This is a genomic window from Micromonospora sp. U56 (assembly GCF_018070095.1).
GTDB lineage: Bacteria > Actinomycetota > Actinomycetes > Mycobacteriales > Micromonosporaceae > Micromonospora > Micromonospora purpureochromogenes.
In genome coordinates, this window is record NZ_JAGPYL010000017.1 from 48,686 (window position 1) to 74,843 (window position 26,158).

Below are 26,158 nucleotides of genomic sequence, written 5' to 3' on the forward strand. Positions count from 1 at the left end.
GGTCGCGGGAGGTTTCACCCGCCCGCGGCCACCACGATCGGGTTGCGTGAGACCGGGCCTGTAGGCTTCATCGCCGCAGAACCCACCAAAGCTCTCCGGCCGCCAGGCCGGAAAGGCTGTCGACAGAGTCCTAAGCGCCAATCGGCGCGCCGGGGCGAACGAACCAAGAAGTCCACAGGAGGACACCAGTGGCGAAGGCGAAGTTCGAGCGGACTAAGCCGCACGTCAACATCGGCACCATTGGTCACATCGACCACGGTAAGACGACGCTGACGGCGGCCATCACCAAGGTCCTGCACGACCAGTTCCCGGACCTGAACCCGTACACGCCGTTCGACGAGATCGACAAGGCGCCGGAGGAGAAGGCCCGCGGCATCACGATCTCGATCGCGCACGTCGAGTACCAGACCGAGGCGCGGCACTACGCGCACGTCGACTGCCCGGGTCACGCCGACTACATCAAGAACATGATCACCGGTGCCGCGCAGATGGACGGCGCGATCCTGGTGGTGGCGGCGACCGACGGCCCGATGCCGCAGACCCGCGAGCACGTGCTGCTGGCCCGTCAGGTCGGTGTGCCGTACATCGTCGTGGCGCTCAACAAGAGCGACATGGTCGACGACGAGGAGCTCCTGGAGCTCGTCGAGCTCGAGGTCCGCGAGCTGCTGTCGGCGCAGGAGTACCCGGGTGACGACCTGCCGGTCGTCCGGGTCTCGGCGCTGAAGGCCCTCGAGGGTGACCCCGAGTGGACCGGCAAGCTCCTGGACCTGATGAACGCTGTCGACACCGCGATTCCGCAGCCGGAGCGCGAGACCGAGAAGCCGTTCCTCATGCCGATCGAGGACGTCTTCACGATCACCGGTCGTGGCACCGTCGTCACCGGTCGCGCCGAGCGCGGCATCCTCAAGCCGAACGAGGAGGTGGAGATCGTCGGCATCCGCGAGAAGTCGCAGAAGACGGTCTGCACCGGCATCGAGATGTTCCGCAAGCTGCTCGACGAGGCCCGTGCGGGTGAGAACGTCGGTCTGCTGCTGCGCGGCATCAAGCGCGAGGACGTCGAGCGCGGCATGGTCGTCATCAAGCCGGGCACCAGCACCCCGCACACCGAGTTCGAGGCGACGGTCTACATCCTCTCCAAGGAGGAGGGCGGCCGGCACACCCCGTTCTTCCAGAACTACCGTCCGCAGTTCTACTTCCGGACCACGGACGTCACCGGCGTCGTCACGCTGCCCGAGGGCACCGAGATGGTCATGCCGGGCGACAACACCACCATGACCGTGAAGCTGATCCAGCCGATCGCCATGGAGGAGAACCTCAAGTTCGCGATCCGCGAGGGTGGTCGTACGGTCGGCGCTGGTCGCGTCACCAACATCCTCAAGTGAGCTGGGTAACCCCGATTAGCGTGGCCGCCGGTCGTGCGGCATACTAGTCAGGTTGCGTAACGACGGTTAGTCACCTGCGTCCGGTGAAAGCTGGACCTCCGGGAGACCAGCAGTCGCGCGTAGGGTGGTTGATCGCCCCTGGCGGTCAACCACCCTCGCACGGCGTCCAGATCGCTGTGATGCGATCGGCGCCTTGACCCACCGTGTGGTCTGAGAATCGCTCCGGAGTCCCGGGGCGGAGCCTGGCCCGAGGGCGCGACACGCCCGACCGCGGGGGTCGGCGAAGTGGGCCTGTACCAGCCGGTACAGGCGCCCGCAACACAGCGGCATCGAGAGAAGGAACAGAAGCCACCATGGCGGGACAGAAGATCCGCATCCGGCTCAAGGCCTATGACCACGAGGTCGTCGACTCCTCGGCTCGGAAGATCGTCGAGACGGTGACGCGTACCGGGGCGCAGGTCGCAGGCCCGGTGCCGCTGCCCACGGAGATCAACCGTTTCTGCGTTATCCGCTCGCCGCACAAGTACAAGGACTCGCGCGAGCACTTCGAGATGCGCACGCACAAGCGGCTGATCGACATCATCGACCCGACCCCGAAGACGGTCGACTCGCTCATGCGCCTCGACCTGCCGGCTGGCGTCGACATCGAGATCAAGCTGTAGGGACCGGACAAATGGACAGGCAAGTCAAGGGGATCCTGGGCGCAAAGCTCGGCATGACCCAGGTCTGGGACAACAACCGCGTTGTCCCGGTGACCGTGGTTCAGGCCGGCCCGTGCGTCGTCAGCCAGGTTCGTAGCGCCGAGAAGGACGGTTACTCCGCGGTCCAGCTCGCCTACGGCACGATCGACCCGCGCAAGGTCAAGAAGCCGCTGGGCGGGCACTACGCGAAGGCGGACGTGGCGCCGCGCCGGCACATCGTCGAGCTGCGCACCTCGGACGCCGCGGACTACTCGCCGGGCCAGGAGGTCACGGTCGAGGAGTTCCCGGCCGGCGTCGCCATCGACGTCACCGGCAAGACCAAGGGCAAGGGCTACGCCGGCCCGATGAAGCGGCACGGCTTCCACGGTCTGCGCGCCAGCCACGGTGTGGAGCGCAAGCACCGCTCGCCGGGCTCCATCGGCGCCTGCGCCACCCCGGGTCGCGTCTTCAAGGGCACCCGGATGGCCGGCCGGATGGGTGGCGTGCGCTACACCGTCCAGAACCTGACCGTCCAGGCGGTCGACACCGAGAACAACCTCCTGCTCGTCCGTGGTGCCATCCCCGGCCCCAAGGGCGCGCTGGTCCTGGTCCGTACCGCGGCCAAGACCAAGGTGAAGAAGGGCGGTGCGGCCAAGTGACCACCGTTGACGTCCGCAACGTCGAGGGCGCCAAGAGCGGCTCCGTCGAGCTGCCGGCCGACATCTTCGACGTCCAGGCCAACCTCGCGCTGATGCACCAGGTCGTGGTGGCCCAGCTCGCGGCGGCCCGGCAGGGCACGCACAAGGTCAAGACCCGCGGCGAGGTCGCCGGTGGCGGCAAGAAGCCGTACAAGCAGAAGGGCACCGGTCGTGCCCGGCAGGGCTCGATCCGCGCGCCGCAGTTCGCCGGCGGTGGCGTGGTGCACGGCCCGGTCCCGCGTGACTACAGCCAGCGCACCCCCAAGAAGATGAAGGCTGCCGCCCTGCGTGGCGCCCTCTCCGACCGGGCGCGCGCCGGCCAGGTGCACGTCGTCGAGGCCTTCGTCTCGGGCGAGAAGCCGTCGACCAAGGCCGCTCTGGCCACGCTGGCGAAGCTGACCGAGGCCCGTCGGGTCCTGGTCGTGCTGAGCAGCGCCGACGAGCTGAACTGGGTGTCGCTGCGCAACGAGCCGCGGGTGCACCTGATCGAGGCCGGCCAGCTCAACACGTACGACGTGCTGGTGGCCGACGACGTGGTCTTCACCAAGGAGGCCCTGGACGAGTTCCTGGGCGTTCCCGCCGAGACCACCGAGGAGGGTGGCAAGTGAGCACGATCGCCGATCCGCGCGACATCATCGTCGCGCCGGTCGTCTCGGAGAAGAGCTACAGCGAGCTGAACCGGAACTGGTACACCTTCCTGGTGCACCCGGACGCCAACAAGACCGAGATCAAGATCGCTATCCAGCAGATCTTCAACGTCCGCGTCCTGACGGTCAACACGCTCAACCGCGAGGGCAAGCGCAAGCGCACCAAGACCGGCTTCGGTCAGCGCAAGGCGACCAAGCGGGCGATCGTGAAGCTGGCTGACGGTGACCGTATCGAGGCCTTCGGCGGCCCGGTCAGCTGAGGGGTGTAGACAATGGCTATCCGTAAGTACAAGCCGACGACGCCGGGCCGGCGTGGCTCCAGCGTCGCCGACTTCGCCGAGATCACCCGGTCGACGCCCGAGAAGTCGCTGCTGGCTCCGCTGCCGAAGAAGGGCGGACGCAACGCCCACGGCCGGATCACCACCCGGCACCACGGTGGCGGCCACAAGCGGCAGTACCGTCTGATCGACTTCAAGCGGGTCGACAAGGACGGCGTGCCGGCGAAGGTCGCGCACATCGAGTACGACCCGAACCGCACCGCGCGCATCGCGCTGCTGCACTACGCCGACGGCGAGAAGCGGTACATCATCGCGCCGAAGGACCTGAAGCAGGGCGACCGCGTCGAGTCCGGTCCGGGTGCCGACATCAAGCCGGGCAACAACCTGCCGCTGCGCAACATCCCGGTCGGTACGACGATCCACAACGTGGAGCTTCGTCCGGGCGGCGGCGCCAAGCTGGCCCGCTCGGCCGGCGTCGGCATCCAGCTGCTCGGCCGCGAGGGTGTGTACGCGACCCTCCGCATGCCGTCCGGTGAGATCCGGCGGGTGGACGTGCGCTGCCGCGCCAGCATCGGCGAGATCGGCAACGCCGACCAGTCGAACATCAACTGGGGCAAGGCCGGCCGCATGCGGTGGAAGGGCAGGCGCCCGACCGTCCGTGGTGTGGCGATGAACCCGGTCGACCACCCGCACGGTGGTGGTGAGGGTAAGACCTCCGGCGGTCGCCACCCGGTCAACCCGCAGGGTAAGCCCGAGGGCCGCACCCGTCGTAAGGGCCAGCCGAGTGACCGGCTGATCGTCCGCCGTCGCTACGCCACGCGTAAGCGCGGCTGAGGGAGATAAGACATGCCTCGCAGCGTGAAGAAGGGCCCGTTCGTCGACGACCACCTGCTCAAGAAGGTGGAGACGCAGAACGACAAGGGCTCGAAGAACGTCATTAAGACCTGGTCGCGGCGCTCGACGATCATCCCGGAGATGCTGGGTCACACGATCGCCGTGCACGACGGACGCAAGCACGTCCCGGTGTTCGTGACCGAGGCGATGGTCGGGCACAAGCTCGGCGAGTTCGCGCTGACCCGCACGTTCAAGGGTCACGAGAAGGACGACCGGAAGAGCCGTCGGCGCTGACGCCGCGGGCATACGGATAGAGGAACAAGGGGTTACAGCGATGCCAGGAAAGGGCGACGCTCCGGTGCTTCCGGGCGCGCGGGCGGTTGCGCGGCACGTGCGCATCTCGCCGATGAAGGCGCGCCGGGTGGTCAACCTCGTCCGCGGCCTGCCCGCGAAGGAGGCGCTCACGGTGCTGCAGTTCGCGCCGCAGGCTGCGAGCGAGCAGGTGTACAAGGTGCTCGCGAGCGCGATCGCCAACGCGGAGAACAACGAGCGGCTGGACCCCGACGCGCTGCTCGTCAGCGAGGCGTTCGTCGACGAGGGCCCGACCATGAAGCGGTTCCGGCCGCGGGCGCAGGGCCGGGCGTACCGGATCCGCAAGCGCACCTGCCACATCACCTTGGCGGTCGAGGCGGTCGCGCCGGCTGCGCCGAAGAAGGCCGCCGCGAAGAAGGCCGCCCCGGCGAAGCAGGCCGAGGCCGCTGAGACGGAGAGCAAGACGGAGGGCGCCGAGTAATGGGTCAGAAGGTTCACCCCACTGGGTTCCGGCTCGGCATCTCGACCGACTGGAAGTCCCGCTGGTTCGCGGACAAGCTCTACAAGGACTACATCGGCGAGGATGTCAAGATCCGCCGGATGATGTCCAAGGGCCTCGAGCGTGCCGGCATTTCCAAGGTCGACATCGAGCGCACCCGTGACCGGGTCCGCGTGGACATCCACACCGCCCGGCCGGGCATCGTCATCGGCCGCAAGGGTGCGGAGGCCGACCGGATCCGCGGCGAGCTGGAGAAGCTCACCGGCAAGCAGGTGCAGCTGAACATCATCGAGGTGAAGAACCCCGAGTCGGACGCGCAGCTGGTCGCCCAGGGCGTCGCCGAGCAGCTCTCCAGCCGGGTCAGCTTCCGTCGGGCGATGCGCAAGGCGATGCAGTCGGCGATGAAGAACCCGGTCTGCAAGGGCATCCGGGTCCAGGTGTCGGGTCGTCTCGGCGGTGCCGAGATGAGCCGGACCGAGTTCTACCGCGAGGGTCGCGTTCCGCTGCACACGCTGCGGGCCAACATCGAGTACGGCTTCTTCGAGGCCCGTACCACCTTCGGCCGGATCGGCGTGAAGGTCTGGATCTACAAGGGCGACGCCGTCCCGGGCCGGGAGGCTCCGGCCGAGGCCGGTCCGTCCCGCCCGCGCCGTGACCGCGGCGACCGCCCCGAGCGGCCGCGCCGTGGCCGGTCGGGTTCGTCCGGCACGACCGCCGGTGGCACCGAGGCCGGCCGGGCTGCTGCGACCACCATCGCTCAGCAGGCCGAGACGCCGAGCGGCGAGCCAGTGGACGCAGGCGCTGTCGCGTCGGCCGCGTCCGCTCCCGCCGCTACTCAGCCGGCAGAAACGCAGCAGGAGGGCTGACAGATGCTGATGCCGCGCAAGCCCCCGAAGGGCTTCCGCAAGCCGCACCACCCGGACCGCCACGGCGCGTCCAAGGGTGGTAACCGGGTGGTGTTCGGCGAGTTCGGGATCCAGGCTCTCGAGCCGGCGTACGTGACCAACCGCCAGATCGAGTCGGCCCGTATCGCGATGACCCGCCACATCAAGCGTGGTGGCAAGGTCTGGATCACGATCTTCCCGGACCAGGCCCTCACCAAGAAGCCGGCGGAAACCCGCATGGGTTCCGGTAAGGGCTCGCCCGAGTGGTGGGTCGCCAACGTCAAGCCGGGGCGGGTTCTCTTCGAGATGTCCTTCCCCAACGAGCAGATCGCGCGAGAGGCGATGCGTCGCGCGATCCACAAGCTCCCGATGAAGTGCCGCATTGTTACGCGCGAAGTGGGTGAATCCTGATGGCAGCGGGCGTCAAGCCTTCCGAGCTGCGTGAGCTCTCCGAGGAGGAGCTGGTCACGAAGCTGCGTGAGGCCAAGGCGGAGCTGTTCAACCTCCGCGTGCAGGCCGCAACCGGGCAGCTGGACAACAACCGGCGGCTGCAGGTCATCCGTCGGGAGATCGCCCGGATCTACACGATCATGCGTGAGCGCGAGCTGGGTCTCTCGGCCGCGCCGACTGAGGTGACTGCATCATGAGCGAGAACACCACCGCCGCCGCGCGGGCCCGCCGTAAGGTGCGTGAGGGCCTCGTGGTCAGCGACAAGATGGAAAAGACCGTCGTGGTCGAGGTCGAGGACCGGGTCAAGCACGCGCTGTACGGCAAGATCATGCGCCGTACCAGCAAGTTGAAGGTGCACGACGAGCAGAACTCGGCCGGTATCGGCGACCGGGTCCTGATCATGGAGACCCGGCCGCTCTCCGCCACCAAGCGGTGGCGGCTCGTGGAGATCCTCGAGAAGGCCAAGTAGCGAAGGCTCGAGCTCGGCCGGTATCGGTCGGGCGCACGTTCCGCCAGGCTCCGGCCGCCTCCGGGCGGCCGGAGAACCGGCAGACATAGGAGATAGACGTGATTCAGCAGGAGTCGCGACTGCGCGTCGCCGACAACACGGGTGCCCGGGAGATCCTGTGCATCCGGGTTCTCGGTGGCTCCGGTCGGCGCTACGCGAGCATCGGCGACGTCATCGTGGCCACGGTCAAGGACGCGATCCCGGGTGCCGGTGTCAAGAAGGGCGACGTCGTCAAGGCCGTCGTCGTCCGCACCGCCAAGGAGAGGCGGCGGCCGGACGGCTCGTACATCCGCTTCGACGAGAACGCCGCCGTCATCATCAAGGACGGCGGGGACCCGCGCGGTACCCGTATCTTCGGCCCGGTGGGTCGGGAGCTGCGGGACAAGCGGTTCATGAAGATCATCTCTCTCGCGCCGGAGGTGTTGTGACCGTGAAGGTCAAGAAGGGCGACACGGTCGTCGTCATCGCCGGCAAGGACAAGGGTGCCAAGGGCAAGGTCATCGCGGCCTACCCGCGGCAGGACAAGGTCCTGGTCGAGGGCGTGAACCGGGTCAAGAAGCACACCCGCATCAGCACCACCCAGCGTGGCGCCAAGACCGGTGGCATCGTCACCCAGGAGGCCCCGATCCACGTCTCCAACGTGCAGGTCCTGGACTCCGACGGGAACCCGACCCGCGTCGGGTACCGGATCGACGACAACGGCCAGAAGGTCCGCATCGCGCGTAGCACCGGTAAGGACCTGTGATGACCACGGCTACCGAAACCAAGACCATGCCGCGCCTCAAGGAGCGGTACCGTAACGAGATCGTGGCGCAGCTGCAGGAGCAGCGCAGCTACGCGAACCCCATGCAGGTTCCGCGGCTGGTCAAGATCGTCGTCAACATGGGTGTCGGCGAGGCTGCTCGCGACGCCAAGCTGATCGACGGCGCGGTCCGCGACCTCGCCACGATCACCGGCCAGAAGCCGCAGGTGCGGCGGGCGACCAAGTCCATCGCGCAGTTCAAGCTGCGTGAGGGCATGCCGATCGGCGCGAAGGTGACCCTGCGCGGCGACCGGATGTGGGAGTTCCTGGACCGGCTGCTGTCGATCGCGCTGCCGCGTATCCGTGACTTCCGCGGTCTCGACGGTCGCAAGCTCGACGGGCACGGCAACTACACGTTCGGTCTGACCGAGCAGTCGGTGTTCCACGAGATCGATCAGGACAAGATCGATCGCCAGCGGGGCATGGACATCACGGTGGTCACGACCGCCACGACCGACGACGATGGCCGGGCGCTGCTCAAGCTCCTGGGCTTCCCGTTCAAGGAGAACTGAGATGGCCAAGAAGGCGCTGATCATCAAGGCGGCCGCGAAGCCGAAGTTCTCGGTTCGCGCGTACACCCGCTGCCAGCGGTGTGGTCGTCCGAAGGCGGTCTACCGCAAGTTCGGTCTCTGCCGGGTGTGCATCCGGGAGATGGCCCACCGCGGTGAGCTGCCCGGCGTGTCCAAGGCTTCCTGGTAATAGCTATTGCTCTTCGCCGTAGGCCCGGGGCGGAACGCCCCGGGAACCCCGGCGAGAAAGGCTGACGAATTCATGACGATGACCGACCCGATCGCAGACATGCTCACGCGTCTGCGTAACGCCAACCAGGCGTACCACGACCAGGTGAAGATGCCCTACTCGAAGATCAAGGCGAACATCGCCGAGGTCCTCAAGGCCGAGGGTTACATCGCCACCTGGTCGGTCGAGGAGCCCGAGGAGGGCGCCGTCGGCAAGCGACTGGTCGTCGAGCTGAAGTACGGCCAGAACCGCGAGCGGAGCCTGGCCGGCATCAAGCGCGTGTCCAAGCCCGGTCTCCGGGTGTACGCCAAGTCGGACGGGCTCCCGCGGGTGCTCGGCGGGCTGGGCGTGGCGATCATTTCGACGTCCCAGGGGCTGCTCACCGACCGGCAGGCCCGCAAGCGGAGCGTTGGCGGGGAAGTCCTCGCCTTCGTCTGGTAACGGGAGACAGGTAGAAATGTCGCGTATTGGACGTAAGTCGATCCCGGTACCGGCCGGCGTCGACATCACGATCGACGGCCAGACCGTGAAGGTCAAGGGCCCCAAGGGCGAGCTGGCGCACACGCTCGCCGAGCCGATCACGGCGGAGCGTGGCGAGGACGGCCAGGTGCACGTCAACCGGCCGAACGACGAGCGCAAGGCCAAGGAACTGCACGGCCTCAGCCGTACCCTGGTCGCCAACATGATCGTCGGTGTGACCGAGGGCTACCGCAAGAGCCTGGAGATCGCCGGTACGGGTTACCGCGTCACCGCCAAGGGCAAGGATCTCGAGTTCGCGCTCGGGTTCTCGCACCCGGTGCTGGTGCCGGCTCCGAACGGCATCACCTTCACGGTGGAGAAGCCGACCCTGTTCCACGTGGCCGGCATCGACAAGCAGCAGGTCGGTGAGGTCGCCGCCAACATCCGGAAGATCCGCCCGCCGGAGCCCTACAAGGGCAAGGGCGTGAAGTACCAGGGCGAGGTCATCCGCCGCAAGGCTGGAAAGGCAGGTAAGAAGTGAGCGCCACGCTGCTCAAGCGCCGCCGCGGCGTCGCCGCCAAGCGTGCCGTCGGGCGTGCGCGCCGGCACTTCCGGGTCCGCAAGAACGTCAGCGGCACCGCCGAGCGTCCCCGCCTGGTGGTCACCCGCTCCCTGCGGCACATGGTCGCCCAGATCGTGGACGACACCAAGGGTCACACCCTGGCGTCGGCCTCGACCCTGGACGCGTCGCTGCGTGGTGCGGAGGGCGACAAGAGCGCCCTGGCCGGCAAGGTCGGCGCCCTGCTCGCCGAGCGCGCCAAGGCCGCCGGCGTCTCCAAGGTCGTCTTCGACCGCGGTGGCAACCGGTACGCGGGGCGGGTCGCCGCGCTTGCCGACGCCGCCCGCGAAGCCGGGCTCGAGTTCTAGAAACCCCGTCACGAGAGATAAGGAAGGCTGCTGATGCCAGGTCAACAGCGCCGTGGCGGCGGGTCCGGTGGCAACGAGGGTGGTCGCCGCGACAACCGCCGTGAGGGCGGCCGCGGAAACGCGCCCGTCGAGAAGACCCCGCACCTCGAGCGGGTCGTCGCGATCAACCGCGTCGCCAAGGTCGTGAAGGGTGGTCGTCGCTTCAGCTTCACCGCCCTGGTGATCGTGGGCGACGGCGACGGCACGGTCGGCGTGGGCTACGGAAAGGCCAAGGAGGTGCCCGCGGCGATCGCCAAGGGTGTCGAGGAGGCCAAGAAGCACTTCTTCAAGGTGCCGCGGATCGGCCAGTCGATCCCGCACCCGGTGCAGGGCGAGGCCGCTGCCGGCGTCGTGCTGCTCAAGCCGGCGTCGGCCGGTACCGGTGTCATCGCTGGTGGCCCGGTGCGTGCCGTGCTGGAGTGCGCGGGCATCCACGACGTGCTCTCCAAGAGCCTCGGCTCGTCGAACCCGATCAACATCGTGCACGCCACGGTGGCGGCGCTGAAGGGGCTCGAGTCCCCCGAGGCCGTCGCGACCCGTCGTGGTCTGCCGGTGGAGGATGTCGCGCCGGCCGCCATGCTGGCGTCGCGGGCGGGGGTGGCGTCCTGATGGCACGCCTGAAGGTCACCCAGGTCCGGTCCGGCATCGGCACCAAGCAGAACCAGCGTGACTCGCTGCGTTCGCTCGGTCTGAAGCGGATCAACGACGTGGTGGTCAAGGAGGACCGGCCCGAGATTCGCGGCATGATCTTCACGGTCAACCACCTCGTGAAGGTCGAGGAGGTCGAGTAATGACGATCAAGGTTCACCACCTGCGCCCGGCCCCGGGTGCCAAGACCGCGAAGACCCGGGTGGGTCGCGGTGAGGGCTCCAAGGGCAAGACCGCCGGTCGCGGTACCAAGGGTTCCAAGGCCCGCAAGAACATCTCGGCGGCGTTCGAGGGTGGGCAGATGCCCATCCACATGCGCCTGCCGAAGATGAAGGGCTTCAAGAACAAGTTCAAGGTCGTCTTCCAGGTGGTCAACCTGGACCGGCTCGCCGAGCTCTTCCCGAACGGCGGCCAGGTCGGCCCGCAGGAGCTGGTCGAGGTCGGCGCGGTCCGCAAGGGCCAGCCGGTCAAGGTCCTCGGCACCGGCGACCTCGGCGGTGTGGCCCTCCAGGTGTCGGCGCACGGTTTCAGCGCGTCGGCCAAGGAGAAGATCACCGCTGCCGGTGGCTCCGTCACCGAGCTGTAAGGCACGACCCATGGCGCCCGCTCAGTTGTCCCCAACTGGGCGGGCGCCGTGGTCTACCAGGCATGTGTGCGCCGGGTAACATCGGATTCGGTTTATGTAGCCGGGCACATCTGCCCGGACCGGGACCGGGCTGTTAGAGTCCCTTCCCAGCTATGGATATCGGGCACTCGCCCGGCACCCACCCCGCCCCCGCCAGGGATCACCGGCGGCCCGCCTCGCGCAGGAGGAAGAAGTTGCTGTCCGCCTTTCTCAGTGCGTTCCGTACGCCTGACCTGCGCAAGAAGCTGCTGTTCACAGTAGGCATCATCGCGGTCTACCGGCTCGGCGCCACTCTGCCCAGCCCCGGCGTCTCGTACGGCAACGTGCAGAAGTGCCTCGACACCCTCCAGGGTCAGAGCACCGGAGTGCTGAACCTGCTGGACCTCTTCTCCGGCGGCGCACTGCTGCAGCTCTCGGTCTTCGCGCTGGGCATCATGCCCTACATCACCGCGTCGATCATCCTGCAGCTGCTCACCGTGGTCATCCCGCGGCTGGAGCACCTCCGCAAGGAGGGCCAGGCCGGCCAGGCGAAGATCACCCAGTACACCCGCTACCTGACCCTCGGGTTGGGCATCCTCCAGTCGTCGGCCTTCGTGGCGCTGGCCCGCTCCGGGCAGCTGTTCCAGAACCGCTGCGACCAGTTCCCGATCGTGCCTGAGGGCACCGGCATCCCGAACTGGCTCACCCTGTCCATCCTGGTCATGACGATGACCGCGGGCACCGGCATGGTGATGTGGCTCGGTGAGCTGATCACCGACCGCGGCGTCGGCAACGGCATGTCCGTCCTCATCTTCACCTCGATCGCGGCCCGCCTCCCCAGCGAGGGCTGGAAGATCAAGACCAACGAGGGCTGGGCCAAGTTCGGCCTGGTGCTCGTGCTGGTGCTGCTGGTCATCACCGCGGTCTGCTTCATCGAGCAGGCGCAGCGCCGCATCCCGGTGCAGTACGCCAAGCGGATGATCGGCCGGCGGATGTACGGCGGCACCTCGACCTACATCCCGCTGAAGGTCAACCAGGCGGGTGTCATCCCGGTCATCTTCGGCTCGTCGCTGCTCTACCTGCCGCAGCTGGGGCTGCAGTTCTTCGACCAGACCAACCCGGGCAAGACCCAGGCCTGGATCCAGAACAACCTGGTCGACCCGAGCAGCCCGATCTACATCGCGCTCTACTTCCTGTTGATCATTTTCTTCACGTACTTCTACGTGTCGATCACGTTCAACCCGACCGAGGTCGCGGACAACATGAAGAAGTACGGCGGCTTCGTGCCGGGCATCCGCCCCGGCAAGCCGACCGCCGACTACCTGGACTTCATCCTCAGCCGGATCACCCTGCCGGGCGCGCTCTACCTGGGCATCGTCGCGATCCTGCCGAACTTCTTCTTCATCTGGCTGAACAGCCAGCAGTTCCAGAACTTCCCGTTCGGCGGCACCGCTGTGCTCATCATGGTCGGCGTCGGTCTGGAGACCGTGAAGCAGATCGAGAGCCAACTCATGCAGCGGAACTACGAAGGGTTCCTGCGGTAGATGCGACTCGTTCTGGTTGGCCCGCCGGGCGCGGGCAAGGGCACACAGGCGGAGTTCGTCGCCGCGCACCTCTCGGTGCCGAAGATCTCGACCGGTGACATCTTCCGGGCGAACGTCTCGCAGGGCACGCCGCTGGGCGTCGAGGCCAAGCGGTACATGGACGCCGGCAAGCTGGTCCCGGACGAGGTCACCATCAACATGGTCCGGGACCGGCTCGCCGAGCCGGACGCCGCCGACGGCTTCCTGCTCGACGGCTTCCCGCGGACGACGCCGCAGGCCGCCGCGCTGGACAAGCTCCTCGCGGACCTCGGCACCGGGCTGGACCTGGTGCTGGAGCTGGTCGTCGACGACGACGAGGTGATCCGGCGGCTCTCCGGCCGGCGCACCTGCCGCGGCTGCGGCAAGATCTGGCACGTCGAGTTCGACGCCACCACCCGCGAGGGCATCTGCGACCGCTGTGGTGCCGAGCTGTTCCAGCGGGACGACGACAAGCCGGAGACGATCGCGGCCCGCCTGCGGGAGTACGCCGAGAAGACGGCGCCGCTGGTCGACTACTACGGCGCCCAGAACAAGCTGGTCGGGATCGACGCCACCGGGCCGGTGGAGGACGTCACGGTCCGCGCCATCGACGCGCTGCGGTCGTACGGCGGCTGAGGTCCTGCCGGGCTCCGGCGGATAGAGTGCGATCAGCGGGGTACGTGCGACGTGCCCCGCTGATCGCTGTCCGGCAACGAAAGGTATTCGCTCCATGCGCCGTCCCCAGCTGGACATCCAGCTGAAGACCCCCGACCAGATCGAGAAGATGCGGGCCGCCGGCCTGGTGGTCGCCGAGGCCCTGCGTCGGATGCGGGAGGCCGTCGCCCCGGGGGTCAGCACCGCAGACCTGGACGCGATCGCCGAGTCGACGATCCGCGAGGCCGGGGCCGTCCCCTCGTTCAAGGGCTACCACGGCTTCCCCGCCTCCATCTGCTCGTCGGTCAATGAGCAGGTGGTGCACGCCATCCCGTCGGCGCAGCAGGTGCTCCGCGACGGCGACGTGATCTCCATCGACTGCGGCGCGGTGCTGAACGGCTGGCACGGCGACGCCGCGATCACCGTGGGCGTGGGCGAGGTTGACCCGGCGCTGCTGAAGATGGCCGAGGTGGCGGAGGACGCCATGTGGGCCGGGATCGCCGCCGCCGCGCGGGGCGCCGCCAGCGGCAGGGGCCGGCTGACCGACATCTCGCACGCGGTGGAGAACGCGGTCCGCAAGGGCGGCCGGTACGGCATCGTCGACGGCTACGGCGGGCACGGCATCGGCACTGAGATGCACCAGGACCCGCACGTGCTCAACCACGGGCGGCCGGGCAAGGGCCCGCGCCTGGTGCCGGGCCTGGCGCTGGCCATCGAGCCGATGATCACGATGGGGTCGCCGCGTACCGTCGAGCTGGCCGACGGCTGGACGGTCGTCACCCGGGACCGGTCGATGGCGGTGCACGTGGAGCACTCGATGGCGCTGCTGTCCGACGGGGTCTGGGTGCTGACCGCCTTCGACGGCGGGCGGGCCCGACTGGGCGACCTGGTCACCGCCCGGCAGCCGGCCGAGTCCGCCGCCTCCTGATCCGGCCCGGGCCGATCGCGCCGACCCGGACAAAGGGTGCGGCCCGGCGGGTAAGGGCCGAGCTGGTGTGCTGTGGAGCTGATGACGCAAACGACTCAGCCGGCTGGTGGGCTGGGACCGGGTCGCGCCGGCCTGGCGGGGCGAGGTCGGTCCGCTGTGAAGCGCCGGAGCCGGGTCGGCCGGGAAGCTGTCCGGGCCGGGACCAGGTCGCCGGACGGGTGCGGGGCGGCTGCGCGGCCCTGATTCATCTGCGCCATCAGCTCGACAGCGTCTGGTGGGGTGACTGCTCCGGGCGCACGCCGACCCCGGCCACGCCGTCGCCGGCGAACAGGGGACGGGCGGACCGGCGGAGCCCCGGCCGGCAGGGCGAAGTCCGACCGTGACGCGACGGTCCTCGCGGGTCGGGCGGGCCGGAGCCGGCGCCGGCGGGGGACACGACACTCGGTGTCCGTTTTCCTTCCTCCGGGTGACGGGCGGGGTGGCCGGTTTGGCGACGGCCCGCACTCGGGCGTACACTTTCAGATCGGCGCACAGCGTCCACTCCGGCATGCCCACTACGCGCTTCGGTGGGAGTCGGAGCCGCGGCTGGCGCGGGCCTTCCGATCTCGGTCGGATGCCCGTGTAAGACGTTGTGGGCCGTCCGGAGTAACCGACGTCAGGACAGCGGAGGACATGCCGAAAAAAGACGGAGCCATCGAGATCGAGGGTCGGGTCATCGAGCCCCTGCCGAACGCAATGTTCCGGGTGGAGCTCGCGAACGGCCACAAGGTGCTGGCTCACATCAGCGGCAAGATGCGGCAGCACTACATCCGTATCCTGCCGGAGGACCGGGTCGTCGTCGAGCTCTCGCCGTACGACCTGACCCGCGGGCGCATCGTCTACCGCTACAAGTAATCCTGACGACGGCCGGGACGTCCCCGTGTCCGTCTTCGACGTCCGGCGTCGCGCGTGGTCGCGCCACCGGGCCAGATGGGAAGTAAGGCAACCGTGAAGGTCAAGCCGAGCGTCAAGAGGATCTGCAACAAGTGCCGGGTGATCCGCCGGCACGGCCGGGTCATGGTCATCTGCAGCGACCCGCGCCACAAGCAGCGCCAGGGCTGAACCAGTCCCACCGGTCGTGACACGGCCGGTCGGATCGGTCCGGACCGCAGATCCAGACAGCACATCATCAGCTCGTTCCAGCCGCGAGCGGTACGCAGCGCGTACTCAATCGTGGTTGACCCCCGGTCGGAGGCCGGGGCCCGCTCGGGCACGACCGATCCCGGTCGCCGGCGCTGACAGCGTCGGAAGGACGGGACGGCCGGTAGCGGGGTGGGACGGGTCCAGACCTCCGCCACAACATCACGAGGAGTACGCCCGCACATGGCACGTCTAGTCGGCGTCGACCTCCCCCGCGAGAAGCGGATGGAGATCGCGCTCACCTACATCTTCGGGGTCGGTCGTACCCGTGCCCTGGAGACGCTCGCCGCCACCGGCATCTCGCCGGACAAGCGCGCCCGGGACCTCACGGATGAGGAGCTGGTCCAGCTCCGCAACCACATCGAGGGCAACTACAAGGTAGAAGGCGACCTGCGCCGCGAGGTCGCCGCTGACATCCGCCGCAAGGTCGAGATCGGCTCCTACGCGGGTATCCGGCACCGCCGGGGCCTACCCGTCCGTGGCCAGCGGACCAAGACCAACGCGCGGACCCGGAAGGGCCCGAAGCGGACCGTCGCCGGCAAGAAGAAGCCCGGCAAGAAGTAACTAGGAGCGCACAGACTTATGCCACCGAAGGCTCGTGCCGGAGCCGCCGTCAAGAAGGTCCGGCGCAAGGAACGCAAGAACGTCGCCCACGGGCAGGCGCACATCAAGAGCACCTTCAACAACACCATCGTGTCCATCACGGACCCGACCGGTGCGGTCATCTCCTGGGCCTCGTCCGGCCAGGTGGGCTTCAAGGGCTCCCGCAAGTCGACCCCGTTCGCCGCGCAGCTCGCCGCCGAGGCCGCCGCGCGTCGGGCGATGGAGCACGGCATGCGCAAGGTCGACGTGTTCGTCAAGGGCCCCGGCTCCGGCCGGGAGACCGCCATCCGTTCGCTGCAGGCCGTGGGCCTCGAGGTCGGGCAGATCTCCGACGTCACCCCGCAGCCGCACAACGGATGCCGTCCGCCGAAGCGTCGCCGGGTCTGAGAGGTTAGAGAGAGATGGCTCGTTACACCGGTGCTGACTGCCGCCGTTGCCGGCGGGAGAAGATGAAGCTGTTCCTCAAGGGCAGCAAGTGCGATGGTCCGAAGTGCCCGTTCGAGTCCCGGCCGTTCCCGCCCGGGCAGCACGGCCGCGGCCGCACGAAGGAGACGGAGTACCTGCTCCAGCTCCGTGAGAAGCAGAAGGCCCGTCGTGTCTACGGCGTGCTGGAGAAGCAGTTCCGCGGCTACTACGAAGAGGCCGTGAGCAAGAAGGCCAAGACCGGTGAGGTTCTCCTGCAGATCCTCGAGTCGCGGCTGGACAACGTGGTCTACCGGGCCGGTTACGCCAGCTCGCGTGACCAGGCCCGCCAGCTGGTCAAGCACGGCCACTTCACGGTGAACGGCAAGAAGGTCGACATCCCGTCGTACCGGGTCAAGGAGCACGACATCATCGAGGTCCGGGGCAAGAGCAAGGAGCTCACCCCGTTCCTGGTGGCGCAGGCTCAGGCCGGTTCGCGGTCGGTTCCGGCGTGGCTGGAGGCCATCCCGAGCCAGATGAAGATCCTCGTGCATTCGCTCCCGGCCCGCCAGGTGATCGACACCCAGGTCCAGGAGCAGCTGATCGTCGAGCTCTACTCCAAGTAAGGGCTCGTTGCGGTGGCCCGCCCTCCGGGGCGGGCCACCGGAACAGTTTGTGTCGTGGGCGTCAAATAGCGGGCGTCCCGGAAGAGAAGAGAAAAGATGCTCATCAGCCAGCGACCCTCCCTCTCCGAGGAGTCGATCAACGAGACCCGGTCCCGGTTCACCATCGAGCCGCTGGAGCCCGGTTTCGGCTACACCCTGGGCAACTCGCTGCGTCGTACGCTGCTGTCGTCCATCCCGGGTGCGGCGGTCACCTCGATCAAGATCGACGGTGTGCTGCACGAGTTCACCACGATCCCCGGGGTCAAGGAGGACGTGGTCGAGCTCGTCATCAACATCAAGGAGCTCAACGTCAGCTCCGAGCACGACGAGCCGGTCAGCATGTACCTGCGCAAGCAGGGCCCGGGCGACGTGACGGCAGGCGACATCCAGCCCCCGGCCGGCGTTTCGGTGCACAACCCGGACCTGAAGCTCGCCACCCTGAACGGCAAGGGCCGGCTCGACATGGAGCTGACCGTCGAGCGGGGTCGTGGCTACGTCACGGCGGCGCAGAACAAGCAGGCCGGCGCCGAGATCGGCCGGATCCCGGTCGACTCGATCTACTCGCCGGTGCTCAAGGTGACGTACCGCGTCGAGGCGACCCGCGTCGAGCAGCGGACCGACTTCGACCGGCTGATCATCGACGTCGAGACCAAGCCGTCGATGGGCCCGCGTACCGCGCTGGCCTCCGCCGGCTCGACGCTGGTGGAGCTCTTCGGCCTGGCCCGGGAGCTGGACGAGACCGCCGAGGGCATCGACATCGGGCCGTCCCCGCAGGACGCCCAGCTCGCGGCGGACCTGGCCCTGCCGATCGAGGAGCTGGACCTCACCGTCCGCTCCTACAACTGCCTCAAGCGCGAGGGCATCAACTCCGTTGGTGAGCTCATCGGGCGTACCGAGGCCGACCTCCTCGACATCCGGAATTTCGGTCAGAAGTCGATCGACGAGGTCAAGATGAAGCTCGCCGGGATGGGTCTCGGGCTGAAGGACTCGGCTCCGAACTTCGACCCGGCGCACGTCGTGGACGCCTTCGGCGAGGCCGACTACGACACCGACGACTACCGCGAGACCGAGCAGCTCTAGTCCGCGCTGCCGCCACACCTGAGGAGCACCAAGCATGCCCACGCCCACCAAGGGCCCCCGCCTCGGCGGCAGCCCCGCGCACGAGCGGCTGATGCTGGCCAACCTGGCCACCGCGCTGTTCCAGCACGGCAAGATCCAGACCACCGAGACGAAGGCCCGGCGGCTGCGTCCGCTGGCCGAGCAGCTCATCACCAAGGCCAAGCGTGGCGACCTCGCCGCGCGCCGGCGGGTGCTGGGCGTCGTCAAGGACAAGGACGTGGTCTACGCCCTGTTCGACCAGATCGCGCCCCGGTACGCCAACCGCAACGGTGGCTACACCCGGATCGTGAAGACCGGTCCGCGCAAGGGTGACGCCGCTCCGATGGCGATCATCGAGCTGGTCGAGGAGCTTCAGGTCGCCGAGCCCAAGGCGAACAAGAAGACCGCCGCCCGCAAGGCCGCCCAGCAGGACAAGGTCGAGGCCCTGGCCCCGGCCGAGGAGACCCCGGAGTCGAACTCGGGCGACCAGGACGCCGAGCCGCCGGTGTCGGCGTCCGGTGACACCGACGCCGCCCGCGAGGACAGCGACGAGGCCAGCGAGAACAAGGCCTGAGCACAGGCGTCATCGTCGGGCCCGGCATCCCTTCCTGGGGTGCCGGGCCCGACGGCGTGAACGGGAGGTACGAGGTGGACGAGTGGACCCGGCTGCGGCTGGACGTCTCGTACGACGGCACGGACTTCTCCGGCTGGGCCGCCCAGCCGACCCGGCGGACGGTCGCCGGGGTGCTGACCCAGACGCTGGACCTGGTCCTCGGCGCGGGCACGGCGACCGGGCTGACCGTCGCCGGCCGCACCGACGCCGGGGTGCACGCGACCGGTCAGGTCTGCCACCTCGACCTGCCCACCGCCGTGTGGCGGGAGCACGACGGGCGGCTGCTGCGCCGGTTGGCCCGGCTGCTCCCGACCGACGTGCGGGTCCGCGCCATGAGCGAGGTGCCTGCCGACTTCGACGCCCGTTTCTCGGCGACCTTCCGGCGCTACGAGTACCGGGTGACCGACGCCCCCTGGGGCGCCGAGCCGCTGCGCCGGCACGACACCCTCGCCTGGCCGAAGCCGCTGGAGCTGACGGCGCTGAACGCCGCCGCGGCCGGCCTGGTGGGGGAGCACGACTTCGCCGCGTACTGCCGGCGCAAGGAGAACGCCACCACGCTGCGCGAGGTGACCCGGCTGGACTGGCGGCGCGACCCGGACGGCATCCTCGTGGCCACCGTGCAGGCCGACGCGTTCTGCCAGGCGATGGTGCGCAGCCTGGTCGGGGCGATGCTGGTCGCCGGGGACGGCCGGCGGCCGGTCGAGTGGCCGGCGAGCCTGCTGAGCCGGCGGGAACGCTCCAGCGAGGTGACCGTCGCGGCGGCGCACGGGTTGACCCTGGTCGCGGTCGGCTACCCGGACGACCCGGCCGAGTACGCGCGCCGCGCCGACCTCACCCGCCGCCTCCGCGTCCCTACCGAGGCCTGACCCCCGGTCCGGTGCGAGACCGCGTCCTCGACGAAGTCGGGCGCCCGACCGAGCCGGTGCGCGGCGCGCCCGCGCGGGCGGCGTGACGCGTGACGGGCCGTGCTCAGGCCAGCGGGAACACGTGGCGAGGCCCGGTCCGCAGGACTCGGACCGGGCCTCGCGTCGTGTCGCCGTCGACCGGCGGCTCAGTTGCCGGGCAGCCCGTCAGGAGTGGCGTTGCCGCCCTGGGTGCCGGTGCCCTCGGTCGCCTTCGCGGTGGGCTGGACGGCGCTGCCGCCGGCGGCCCGCCGTTCGAGCACGCCCTTGTCGAGGTGCAGCTCGATCAGGTCGTAGATGATGTCGCGGACCGCGGTGTCGCCGGCCGGCACGCCGCCGCCGTCGGCGCGGACGACCAGGCAGTAGGCGAGGTAGTGGCCGCGTACCTGCCAGCCGACCCGGGCGGCGGCGGTGGTGAGCGCCTCGGTGCCGTCACCGGCGGCCAGGCCGCGGAAGCGGCCCTGCCGCTCGTCGAGCAGCTGCCGGATCCGGTCCCGGACGCGTTGCGCGCTGGCCTTGTCGGTCAGGTTGAACAGGCCGGCGGTGGCCAGGTGCTCGCCGTCGGCGGAGCGCAGCGTGCCCCGTACCACCTGGCTGCACCCGAGCCGGACCAGCAGGTCGGCGATCTCACCGGTGGCGGCGACCGCGCAACTGCCGCCGGAGTGCGTCGTCAGCACGTCGTAGGCGGGTCGTCCGTCGGCCACCACCAGCTTCTTGCCGGCGAAGACCTCGCGGGCGGTCAGCGGCTGCTGGTCGGTGTCGCGGGAGTCGAGGTCGTCGGCGGTCGACCCGTCGACCGGCGACGCCGTGGTGGGCTGCGGTGCCGCCGCCGTCGGGTCGTCGCTCGGCGTGCGGTCGACGAGCAGGGCCGCCGCGCCGAGGCCGCAGAGCGCGAGCAGGACCAGCACCGCCGCACCGCCGACGAGCACCTGCCACAGCCGACCACCGCCGCGCCCGGAGCCGGACCGGCCGGACGCGGGCGGCTCCGGCGGCTCGGTCGGCTCGGTCGGCTCGGTCGGTTCGGTCGGGGGGTACTCGCGGGGGAGGGTGGGTGTCGGCGGGAGCTGGACGGACGCGCGGACCGGAACCGGGTCGGCGGCCGGGGGAGCCGGCCGGGTGGCCCGCGGCAGTGACGGGGTGGGGAAACGGGACGGAGACGGCCCGGCCGGCGCGGGCGGGCCGGGCGCGAACTCCGGCAGGTCCGACCCGGACCGCGGGTACTCCACGAAGGCGTCCTCATCGGACTCGTACCGATACACCATGTCGCCCAGAGTAGGAGCCATTGCCCCTTTAGGGGGGTAATAACGGGAAATTCCGGCGCGGGCGCGTCGGAGTGCTACCCGTCGAGGCGACCGCGACCGCCATCCGGGCCGGTGGGAGAATGCCGGACGTGACCGGCGACCACTACTTCTCCACCAACCCCACCGCCGCGGCGCGCCCGCGGGAGGTCGAGTTCTCCGTCGCCGGGCGCGACTACACCCTGGCCTCCGCCAGCGGGGTTTTCTCCGCCGACCGGCTCGACCCCGGCACCGCCGTCCTGCTGCGCAAGGCCGAGCTGCCGACCGCCGCCGTCGGCGGTGACCTGCTCGACATCGGCTCGGGCTTCGGGCCGATCAGCTGCGTGCTGGCCACCAGCGCACCGGCCGCCACCGTCTGGGCGGTCGACGTCAACGAGCGGGCCCGCGCCCTCACCACCGAGAACGCCCGCCGGGTCGGCGCCGCCGACCGGCTACGGGCGGTCGCCCCGGACGAGGTCCCGGCCGACGTCACCTTCGCCCAGATCTGGTCCAACCCGCCGATCCACATCGGCAAGGCCGAACTGCACGAGCTGCTGCGCCGCTGGCTGCCGCGACTCGCCCCGGACGGCGTCGCCTGGCTGGTGATCGCCCGCCACCTCGGCGGCGACTCGCTGCACCGCTGGCTGGTCGACGGCGGCTGGCAGGTCGAGCGGCACGCCAGCCAGAAGGGCTACCGGGTGCTGCGGGTCACCCGGTAATCGGGTGTCGCCCGCGCCGCCCGCTCCGGCAGGATGCCGGCGTGGGATACGTGGACGTGGCAGGGGTCGGGCACATCCTCCCCGACGGCCGGGAACTCTTCGCCGACGTGTCGTTCCGGGTCGGTGAGGGTGCCAAGGTCGCCCTGGTCGGCCCGAACGGCGCCGGCAAGACGACGCTGTTGCGGATGGTCGCCGGCGACCTGCCGGTGAAGACCGGCGCCGTCGCCCGGGCCGGCGGCCTCGGCGTGATGCGGCAGTTCATCGGCATGATCGGGGACGACACCACGCTCGCCGACCTGGCGCTCTCGCTCGCCCCACCGGCGCTGCGCGACGCCGGCCGCCGGCTGGCCGAGACCGAGGCGGCCATGCGGTCGACCGAGCTGCGCGGCAAGTACAGCACCGCCGCCGGCAAGGCCCAGCTGGCGTACGCGGACGCGCTGGCCGCCTGGGGCGAGACCGGCGGGTACGACGCCGAGGTGCTCTTCGACACGGTCGCCACCATCGTGCTGGACCGGCCCTGGGACGCCGCCCGGGACCGCCCGGTGCGGACCCTCTCCGGCGGGCAGCAGAAGCGCTTCGCCCTGGAACTGCTGCTGCGCGGCACCGACGAGGTACTGCTCCTCGACGAGCCGGACAACTTCCTCGACGTGCCCGGCAAGCGCTGGCTGGAGGCGCGACTGCGCGAGTCCGGCAAGTCCGTGCTCTACGTCTCGCACGACCGGGAACTGCTGGCCCAGACCGCCGACCGGGTGGTCGCCGTCGAGGGCGGCAGCGCCTGGGTGCACCCGGCGGGCTTCGCCAGCTGGTACGACGCCCGGGTGGCCCGGCACGCCCGCCTCGACGAGCTGCGCAAACGCTGGGACGAGGAACACCAGAAGCTGCGTGAGCTGATGCTGATGTACAAGCAGAAGGCCGCGTACAACGACGGGATGGCGTCGCGCTACCAGGCGGCGCAGACCCGGCTGCGCAAGTTCGAGGAGGCCGGGCCGCCGCCCGTACCCCCGAAGGACCAGGACATCCGGATGCGCCTGGCCGGCGGGCGGACCGGCAAGCGCGCGGTCATCTGCGACCAGCTGGAGCTCGACGGCCTGACCTACCCCTTCGACCTGGAACTCTGGTACGGCGACCGGGTCGCCGTGCTCGGCGCCAACGGGACGGGGAAGTCGCACTTCCTGCGGCTGCTCGCCCGGGGCGGCACCGACCCGGACCCGGCCAACGGCCCGGTCGACGGCGCGGCCGCGTTGGCCCCGGTCGCCCACGACGGCACGGTCCGGCTCGGCGCGCGGGTTCGGCCCGGCCACTTCTCCCAGACCCACGACCGGCCCGAGCTGGTGGCGAGGACCCTGGTCGAGATCCTCTGGCGGGGCGACGATCACCGGGCCGGGATGGACCGGCACGCCGCGATGGCGGCGCTCAGCCGGTACGAGCTGGCCGCGCAGGGCGACCAGCGCTTCGGCACCCTCTCCGGCGGGCAGCAGGCGCGTTTCCTGGTGCTCCTGCTGGAACTGTCCGGGGCGACCCTGCTGCTGCTCGACGAGCCGACGGACAACCTCGACCTCGCCTCCGCCGAGGCGCTGGAGACCGGGCTGGCCGCGTTCTCCGGGACGGTGGTCGCGGTCACCCACGACCGCTGGTTCACCCGGTCCTTCGACCGGTTCGTGCTGTTCGGCGGCGACGGCGAGGTGGTGGAGACGCCGGAGCCGGTCTGGGACGTGCGCTGACGGGCGGCGGTCGCGGGGCCCGTCGCTCGCGGCGGGCATAGGGTGGATCACGTGACTGAGATGACCTACCGCCGGTTGGGCGACTCCGGGCTCGTGGTGTCCGTGGTCGGCATCGGCTGCAACAACTTCGGCCGCAAGCTCGACCTCGACGACACCCGGGCGGTGGTCGACGCCGCCCTCGACGCCGGGATCAACTTCTTCGACACCGCCGACATCTACGGCGAGCCGCAGGGCGGCTCCGAGGAACTGCTCGGGCAGGCGCTCAAGGGGCGCCGGGACGACGTGGTGGTGGCCACCAAGTTCGGCATGGACATGCACGGCATGAACGGCCCCGACCACGGCGCCCGGGGCGCGCGCCGCTACATCGCCCGGGCGGTGGAGGCGTCGCTGCGCCGGCTCGGCACCGACCACATCGACCTGTACCAGATGCACGAGCCCGACCCGGGCACCCCGATCGACGAGACGCTCGCCGCCCTGGACGACCTCGTCCGCGCCGGCAAGGTCCGCTACCTCGGCAACTCCAACTTCGCCGGCTGGCAGATCGCCGACGCCGACTGGGTCGCCTCGTCCAACGGGCGGGCCCGGTTCATCAGCGCGCAGAACCACTACTCGCTGCTGGAACGCTCCGTCGAAACCGAGGTCGTGCCCGCCTGCGAGCGGTTCGGCCTGGGCATGCTGCCGTTCTTCCCGCTCGCCAACGGCCTGCTCACCGGCAAGTACAAGCGCAACGAGGCACCCCCCGCCGGCAGCCGGCTCTCCGGCGGCGGCCGGTACGCGCAGCGCCTCGCCGCCGCGGACTGGGACACCATCGAGGCCATCGAGGCGTACGCCGGCGAACGCGGCCTGTCGATGCTCCAGGTGGCGATCGGCGGGCTGGCCGCCCGTCCGGCGGTGACCTCGGTGATCGCCGGCGCCACCACGCCGGAGCAGGTGCGGGCCAACGCCGAGGCCGGGACCTGGCAGCCCACCGACGAGGACCTGGACGCCCTCGACGCCATCCTCTGACCGTCGGCCGGTCGGCCGACCCGCCGGCGGTCGTACCACCCGTGAGCGGGGCACCTCGGAGTCGTTGCGACGCCTCCGAGGTGCCCCGTTCTTTCGTGCCCGGCCCTCCACTCAGGCCAACCGGACAGCATGGCGTGAGCGGTCCGTCACGCGCTGCCCGCACCGTCGAGTTGAGACGGTCCGTGGGAAAAGCGCACCCCCGCCCTTGGCGGATCGGCGCATCCGTCGTACGGTATGCCGCAAGTGACCCACGGGAGCCCGGTGCACCGGGCTGAGAGGGGGGCTGAAGCCCCCGACCGTCGAACCTGATCCGGGTAATGCCGGCGCAGGGAGGAGTTTGCCGTGCCGTCCCTGGGACGACTGCATCTGATCACCGACACCCGGCCGGGGCGCGACCCGCTCGCCGTGCTGCGCGCCGCCCTGCCGGTGGCCCGCGCCGAGCTGGTCGTACAGGTCCGGGTGGACGACGACGCCACCGACCGGCAGGCGTACGACCTGGCCTGCCGGGTGCTCGCGCTCTGCGCGCCGTACGGGGTGCCGTGCCTGGTCAACGACCGGCTGCACGTGGCGCTCGCGGTCGGCGCCGCCGGGGGCCACGTGGGCGCGGACGACCTGCCGGTCGGGGCGGCCCGCCGGGTGCTCGGCGCCGCCGCCGTGCTCGGCGCCACCGCCCGGGAACCGGTCGCCGCCACCGAGGCGGTCGCCGCCGGGGCCAGCTACCTGGGCGTGGGCCCCTGCCACGCCACCACCACCAAGGTCGGCCTGCCGGCCCCGATCGGCCCGGCCGGGGTACGCGCCGTCGCCGAGGCCGTCGCCGTGCCGGTGATCGCCATCGGCGGGGTGACCGCCGCGTCGGTGCCGGCGCTGCGGGCCGCCGGGGCGTACGGGGTGGCGGTGGTGGGGGCGCTGTCCGGATCAACGGATCCGGCCCGAGCTACCGCCGAGCTGCTCGGGGCGCTGACGTGCTGACCCGACCGGACGTCGCCGTGGTGGGGGCGGGACCGGTCGGGCTGGCAATCGCCTGGCGCTGCGCCGCGCGCGGGCTGCGCGTCGTCGTGCACGACCCCGCCCCCGGCTCCGGCGCGTCCCACGTGGCCGCCGGGATGCTCTCGCCGGTCGCCGAGGCGTACTTCGGGGAGCACGAGCTGACCGGGCTGCTCACCGAGTCGGCCGCCCGCTGGCCGGGCTTCGCCGCCGAGCTGGCCGAGGCCGCCGGCACCGATTTCGGCCACCGCACCGAGGGCACCCTCGTCGTCGGGCTCACCGGTGACGACCTGGCCGAGGCGCGGCGACTCTGGTCGTACCAGCGGGGGTTGGGGCTGCCGATCACGCCGCTGCGCCCCTCCGAGCTGCGGGACCGCGAGCCGGCGCTGGCGCCGCGGGTGCGCGGCGGCGCGATCGCGCCCGGCGACCACCAGGTCGACCCGCGGCGGCTGGTGGC

Annotated in this window: 39 protein-coding genes and 1 riboswitch; of the genes, 38 read left to right on the forward strand and 1 reads right to left on the reverse strand. The window is 70.1% G+C overall.

The window, feature by feature from the left end; translation table 11 throughout:
* Window positions 1–188 precede the first annotated feature (188 nt).
* The 33 genes from tuf to truA all read left to right on the forward strand — a co-directional run bounded on the left by tuf (window position 189) and on the right by truA (window position 19,959).
* Window positions 189–1,382 (forward strand): elongation factor Tu, encoded by a 1,194-nt coding sequence (tuf, locus tag KBX37_RS09100; RefSeq protein WP_210775462.1) that lies wholly within the window; start codon window positions 189–191, stop codon window positions 1,380–1,382.
* A 353-nt stretch (window positions 1,383–1,735) separates the two neighbouring features.
* Window positions 1,736–2,044 (forward strand): 30S ribosomal protein S10, encoded by a 309-nt coding sequence (rpsJ, locus tag KBX37_RS09105; RefSeq protein WP_007073037.1) that lies wholly within the window; start codon window positions 1,736–1,738, stop codon window positions 2,042–2,044.
* Between the two features lie 11 nt (window positions 2,045–2,055).
* The gene (gene rplC / locus KBX37_RS09110; RefSeq protein ID WP_210775463.1) at window positions 2,056–2,721 is read left to right on the forward strand and encodes a 50S ribosomal protein L3; all 666 of its coding nucleotides are present in this window, start codon (window positions 2,056–2,058) and stop codon (window positions 2,719–2,721) included.
* Window positions 2,718–3,368, forward strand: coding sequence for a 50S ribosomal protein L4 (rplD, locus tag KBX37_RS09115; protein WP_154941819.1), 651 nt, complete (start codon window positions 2,718–2,720; stop codon window positions 3,366–3,368). The genes rplC and rplD overlap by 4 nt, the downstream gene beginning before the upstream one ends.
* Entirely contained in the window at window positions 3,365–3,667 is a 303-nt protein-coding gene (rplW, locus tag KBX37_RS09120) for a 50S ribosomal protein L23 (RefSeq protein WP_073834931.1), read from the forward strand. The genes rplD and rplW overlap by 4 nt, the downstream gene beginning before the upstream one ends.
* A gap of 12 nt (window positions 3,668–3,679) precedes the next feature.
* Window positions 3,680–4,519, forward strand: a complete 840-nt coding sequence (gene rplB, locus KBX37_RS09125; protein ID WP_088960254.1) for a 50S ribosomal protein L2 — start codon at window positions 3,680–3,682, stop codon at window positions 4,517–4,519.
* Window positions 4,520–4,531: 12 nt separating this feature from the next.
* Complete coding sequence (gene rpsS, locus KBX37_RS09130; protein WP_200206245.1) at window positions 4,532–4,813, forward strand: 30S ribosomal protein S19; 282 nt, start codon at window positions 4,532–4,534, stop codon at window positions 4,811–4,813.
* A 40-nt stretch (window positions 4,814–4,853) separates the two neighbouring features.
* Complete coding sequence (gene rplV, locus KBX37_RS09135; RefSeq protein ID WP_210775464.1) at window positions 4,854–5,312, forward strand: 50S ribosomal protein L22; 459 nt, start codon at window positions 4,854–4,856, stop codon at window positions 5,310–5,312.
* The gene (gene rpsC, locus KBX37_RS09140; RefSeq protein WP_210775465.1) at window positions 5,312–6,196 is read left to right on the forward strand and encodes a 30S ribosomal protein S3; all 885 of its coding nucleotides are present in this window, start codon (window positions 5,312–5,314) and stop codon (window positions 6,194–6,196) included. The genes rplV and rpsC overlap by 1 nt, the downstream gene beginning before the upstream one ends.
* A gap of 3 nt (window positions 6,197–6,199) precedes the next feature.
* Window positions 6,200–6,625: a 50S ribosomal protein L16 gene (gene rplP, locus KBX37_RS09145; RefSeq protein WP_073834927.1), complete on the forward strand. Its 426-nt coding sequence runs from the start codon at window positions 6,200–6,202 to the stop codon at window positions 6,623–6,625.
* A complete protein-coding gene (rpmC, locus tag KBX37_RS09150) occupies window positions 6,625–6,861 on the forward strand; it encodes a 50S ribosomal protein L29 (protein WP_013288628.1) in 237 nt (78 codons plus the stop codon). The genes rplP and rpmC overlap by 1 nt, the downstream gene beginning before the upstream one ends.
* Window positions 6,858–7,133, forward strand: coding sequence for a 30S ribosomal protein S17 (gene rpsQ / locus KBX37_RS09155; protein WP_091262798.1), 276 nt, complete (start codon window positions 6,858–6,860; stop codon window positions 7,131–7,133). Before rpmC ends, rpsQ begins: the two co-directional genes overlap by 4 nt.
* Before the next feature lie 98 nt (window positions 7,134–7,231).
* The gene (gene rplN, locus KBX37_RS09160) at window positions 7,232–7,600 is read left to right on the forward strand and encodes a 50S ribosomal protein L14 (RefSeq protein WP_007465279.1); all 369 of its coding nucleotides are present in this window, start codon (window positions 7,232–7,234) and stop codon (window positions 7,598–7,600) included.
* Window positions 7,597–7,917, forward strand: coding sequence for a 50S ribosomal protein L24 (gene rplX / locus KBX37_RS09165; protein ID WP_207914040.1), 321 nt, complete (start codon window positions 7,597–7,599; stop codon window positions 7,915–7,917). Before rplN ends, rplX begins: the two co-directional genes overlap by 4 nt.
* The gene (gene rplE, locus KBX37_RS09170; RefSeq protein ID WP_210775466.1) at window positions 7,917–8,486 is read left to right on the forward strand and encodes a 50S ribosomal protein L5; all 570 of its coding nucleotides are present in this window, start codon (window positions 7,917–7,919) and stop codon (window positions 8,484–8,486) included. Before rplX ends, rplE begins: the two co-directional genes overlap by 1 nt.
* Before the next feature lies 1 nt (window position 8,487).
* Entirely contained in the window at window positions 8,488–8,673 is a 186-nt protein-coding gene (locus KBX37_RS09175; RefSeq protein ID WP_007465272.1) for a type Z 30S ribosomal protein S14, read from the forward strand.
* A 72-nt stretch (window positions 8,674–8,745) separates the two neighbouring features.
* Window positions 8,746–9,153: a 30S ribosomal protein S8 gene (gene rpsH / locus KBX37_RS09180; RefSeq protein ID WP_007465270.1), complete on the forward strand. Its 408-nt coding sequence runs from the start codon at window positions 8,746–8,748 to the stop codon at window positions 9,151–9,153.
* A 16-nt stretch (window positions 9,154–9,169) separates the two neighbouring features.
* Window positions 9,170–9,712 carry a 50S ribosomal protein L6 gene (gene rplF, locus KBX37_RS09185; RefSeq protein ID WP_210775467.1) on the forward strand — a complete coding sequence of 181 codons (543 nt, stop codon included), beginning with the start codon at window positions 9,170–9,172 and terminating at the stop codon, window positions 9,710–9,712.
* Window positions 9,709–10,098 carry a 50S ribosomal protein L18 gene (gene rplR, locus KBX37_RS09190; RefSeq protein WP_030329901.1) on the forward strand — a complete coding sequence of 130 codons (390 nt, stop codon included), beginning with the start codon at window positions 9,709–9,711 and terminating at the stop codon, window positions 10,096–10,098. Before rplF ends, rplR begins: the two co-directional genes overlap by 4 nt.
* Before the next feature lie 33 nt (window positions 10,099–10,131).
* Entirely contained in the window at window positions 10,132–10,746 is a 615-nt protein-coding gene (rpsE, locus tag KBX37_RS09195; protein ID WP_154941824.1) for a 30S ribosomal protein S5, read from the forward strand.
* A complete protein-coding gene (gene rpmD / locus KBX37_RS09200; protein WP_074314584.1) occupies window positions 10,746–10,928 on the forward strand; it encodes a 50S ribosomal protein L30 in 183 nt (60 codons plus the stop codon). The genes rpsE and rpmD overlap by 1 nt, the downstream gene beginning before the upstream one ends.
* Complete coding sequence (rplO, locus tag KBX37_RS09205) at window positions 10,928–11,371, forward strand: 50S ribosomal protein L15 (RefSeq protein WP_154941825.1); 444 nt, start codon at window positions 10,928–10,930, stop codon at window positions 11,369–11,371. Before rpmD ends, rplO begins: the two co-directional genes overlap by 1 nt.
* A gap of 233 nt (window positions 11,372–11,604) precedes the next feature.
* Window positions 11,605–12,933, forward strand: coding sequence for a preprotein translocase subunit SecY (gene secY / locus KBX37_RS09210; protein WP_210775468.1), 1,329 nt, complete (start codon window positions 11,605–11,607; stop codon window positions 12,931–12,933).
* Window positions 12,934–13,587: an adenylate kinase gene (locus KBX37_RS09215; RefSeq protein WP_210775469.1), complete on the forward strand. Its 654-nt coding sequence runs from the start codon at window positions 12,934–12,936 to the stop codon at window positions 13,585–13,587.
* Window positions 13,588–13,681: 94 nt separating this feature from the next.
* On the forward strand, window positions 13,682–14,533 hold the full coding sequence (gene map, locus KBX37_RS09220; protein WP_210775470.1) for a type I methionyl aminopeptidase: 852 nt from the start codon (window positions 13,682–13,684) through the stop codon (window positions 14,531–14,533).
* Between the two features lie 672 nt (window positions 14,534–15,205).
* Window positions 15,206–15,427 (forward strand): translation initiation factor IF-1, encoded by a 222-nt coding sequence (infA, locus tag KBX37_RS09225; protein WP_007073013.1) that lies wholly within the window; start codon window positions 15,206–15,208, stop codon window positions 15,425–15,427.
* A gap of 93 nt (window positions 15,428–15,520) precedes the next feature.
* Window positions 15,521–15,634, forward strand: a complete 114-nt coding sequence (gene rpmJ / locus KBX37_RS09230) for a 50S ribosomal protein L36 (RefSeq protein WP_043965539.1) — start codon at window positions 15,521–15,523, stop codon at window positions 15,632–15,634.
* 261 nt (window positions 15,635–15,895) lie between these two features.
* Complete coding sequence (gene rpsM / locus KBX37_RS09235) at window positions 15,896–16,276, forward strand: 30S ribosomal protein S13 (protein WP_076466650.1); 381 nt, start codon at window positions 15,896–15,898, stop codon at window positions 16,274–16,276.
* Window positions 16,277–16,294: 18 nt separating this feature from the next.
* Complete coding sequence (rpsK, locus tag KBX37_RS09240) at window positions 16,295–16,702, forward strand: 30S ribosomal protein S11 (protein ID WP_013288613.1); 408 nt, start codon at window positions 16,295–16,297, stop codon at window positions 16,700–16,702.
* Between the two features lie 14 nt (window positions 16,703–16,716).
* Window positions 16,717–17,343 (forward strand): 30S ribosomal protein S4, encoded by a 627-nt coding sequence (rpsD, locus tag KBX37_RS09245; RefSeq protein ID WP_154941830.1) that lies wholly within the window; start codon window positions 16,717–16,719, stop codon window positions 17,341–17,343.
* A gap of 96 nt (window positions 17,344–17,439) precedes the next feature.
* Window positions 17,440–18,462, forward strand: a complete 1,023-nt coding sequence (locus KBX37_RS09250; protein ID WP_210775471.1) for a DNA-directed RNA polymerase subunit alpha — start codon at window positions 17,440–17,442, stop codon at window positions 18,460–18,462.
* A 34-nt stretch (window positions 18,463–18,496) separates the two neighbouring features.
* Complete coding sequence (gene rplQ / locus KBX37_RS09255; RefSeq protein ID WP_210775472.1) at window positions 18,497–19,054, forward strand: 50S ribosomal protein L17; 558 nt, start codon at window positions 18,497–18,499, stop codon at window positions 19,052–19,054.
* Window positions 19,055–19,128: 74 nt separating this feature from the next.
* The gene (gene truA / locus KBX37_RS09260) at window positions 19,129–19,959 is read left to right on the forward strand and encodes a tRNA pseudouridine(38-40) synthase TruA (protein WP_210775473.1); all 831 of its coding nucleotides are present in this window, start codon (window positions 19,129–19,131) and stop codon (window positions 19,957–19,959) included.
* Between the two features lie 185 nt (window positions 19,960–20,144).
* Here the strand turns inward: truA and KBX37_RS09265 are convergent, their stop codons facing one another.
* Window positions 20,145–21,257, reverse strand: a complete 1,113-nt coding sequence (locus tag KBX37_RS09265; RefSeq protein ID WP_210775474.1) for a hypothetical protein — start codon at window positions 21,255–21,257, stop codon at window positions 20,145–20,147.
* A 128-nt stretch (window positions 21,258–21,385) separates the two neighbouring features.
* Here KBX37_RS09265 and KBX37_RS09270 point away from each other — a divergent pair, with 128 nt between their 5' ends.
* The 5 genes from KBX37_RS09270 to KBX37_RS09290 all read left to right on the forward strand — a co-directional run.
* Complete coding sequence (locus KBX37_RS09270) at window positions 21,386–21,991, forward strand: class I SAM-dependent methyltransferase (RefSeq protein ID WP_210775482.1); 606 nt, start codon at window positions 21,386–21,388, stop codon at window positions 21,989–21,991.
* A gap of 41 nt (window positions 21,992–22,032) precedes the next feature.
* Entirely contained in the window at window positions 22,033–23,712 is a 1,680-nt protein-coding gene (locus KBX37_RS09275) for an ABC-F family ATP-binding cassette domain-containing protein (protein ID WP_210775475.1), read from the forward strand.
* Between the two features lie 42 nt (window positions 23,713–23,754).
* Window positions 23,755–24,717 (forward strand): aldo/keto reductase, encoded by a 963-nt coding sequence (locus KBX37_RS09280; protein WP_210775476.1) that lies wholly within the window; start codon window positions 23,755–23,757, stop codon window positions 24,715–24,717.
* Between the two features lie 241 nt (window positions 24,718–24,958).
* Window positions 24,959–25,066, forward strand: a riboswitch (TPP riboswitch).
* Window positions 25,060–25,686 (forward strand): thiamine phosphate synthase, encoded by a 627-nt coding sequence (locus KBX37_RS09285; protein ID WP_210775477.1) that lies wholly within the window; start codon window positions 25,060–25,062, stop codon window positions 25,684–25,686. (Overlaps the previous riboswitch by 7 nt.)
* On the forward strand, window positions 25,680–26,158 hold a 479-nt coding region (locus KBX37_RS09290), incomplete at its 3' end, for an FAD-dependent oxidoreductase (protein ID WP_210775478.1). The genes KBX37_RS09285 and KBX37_RS09290, both read left to right, overlap by 7 nt.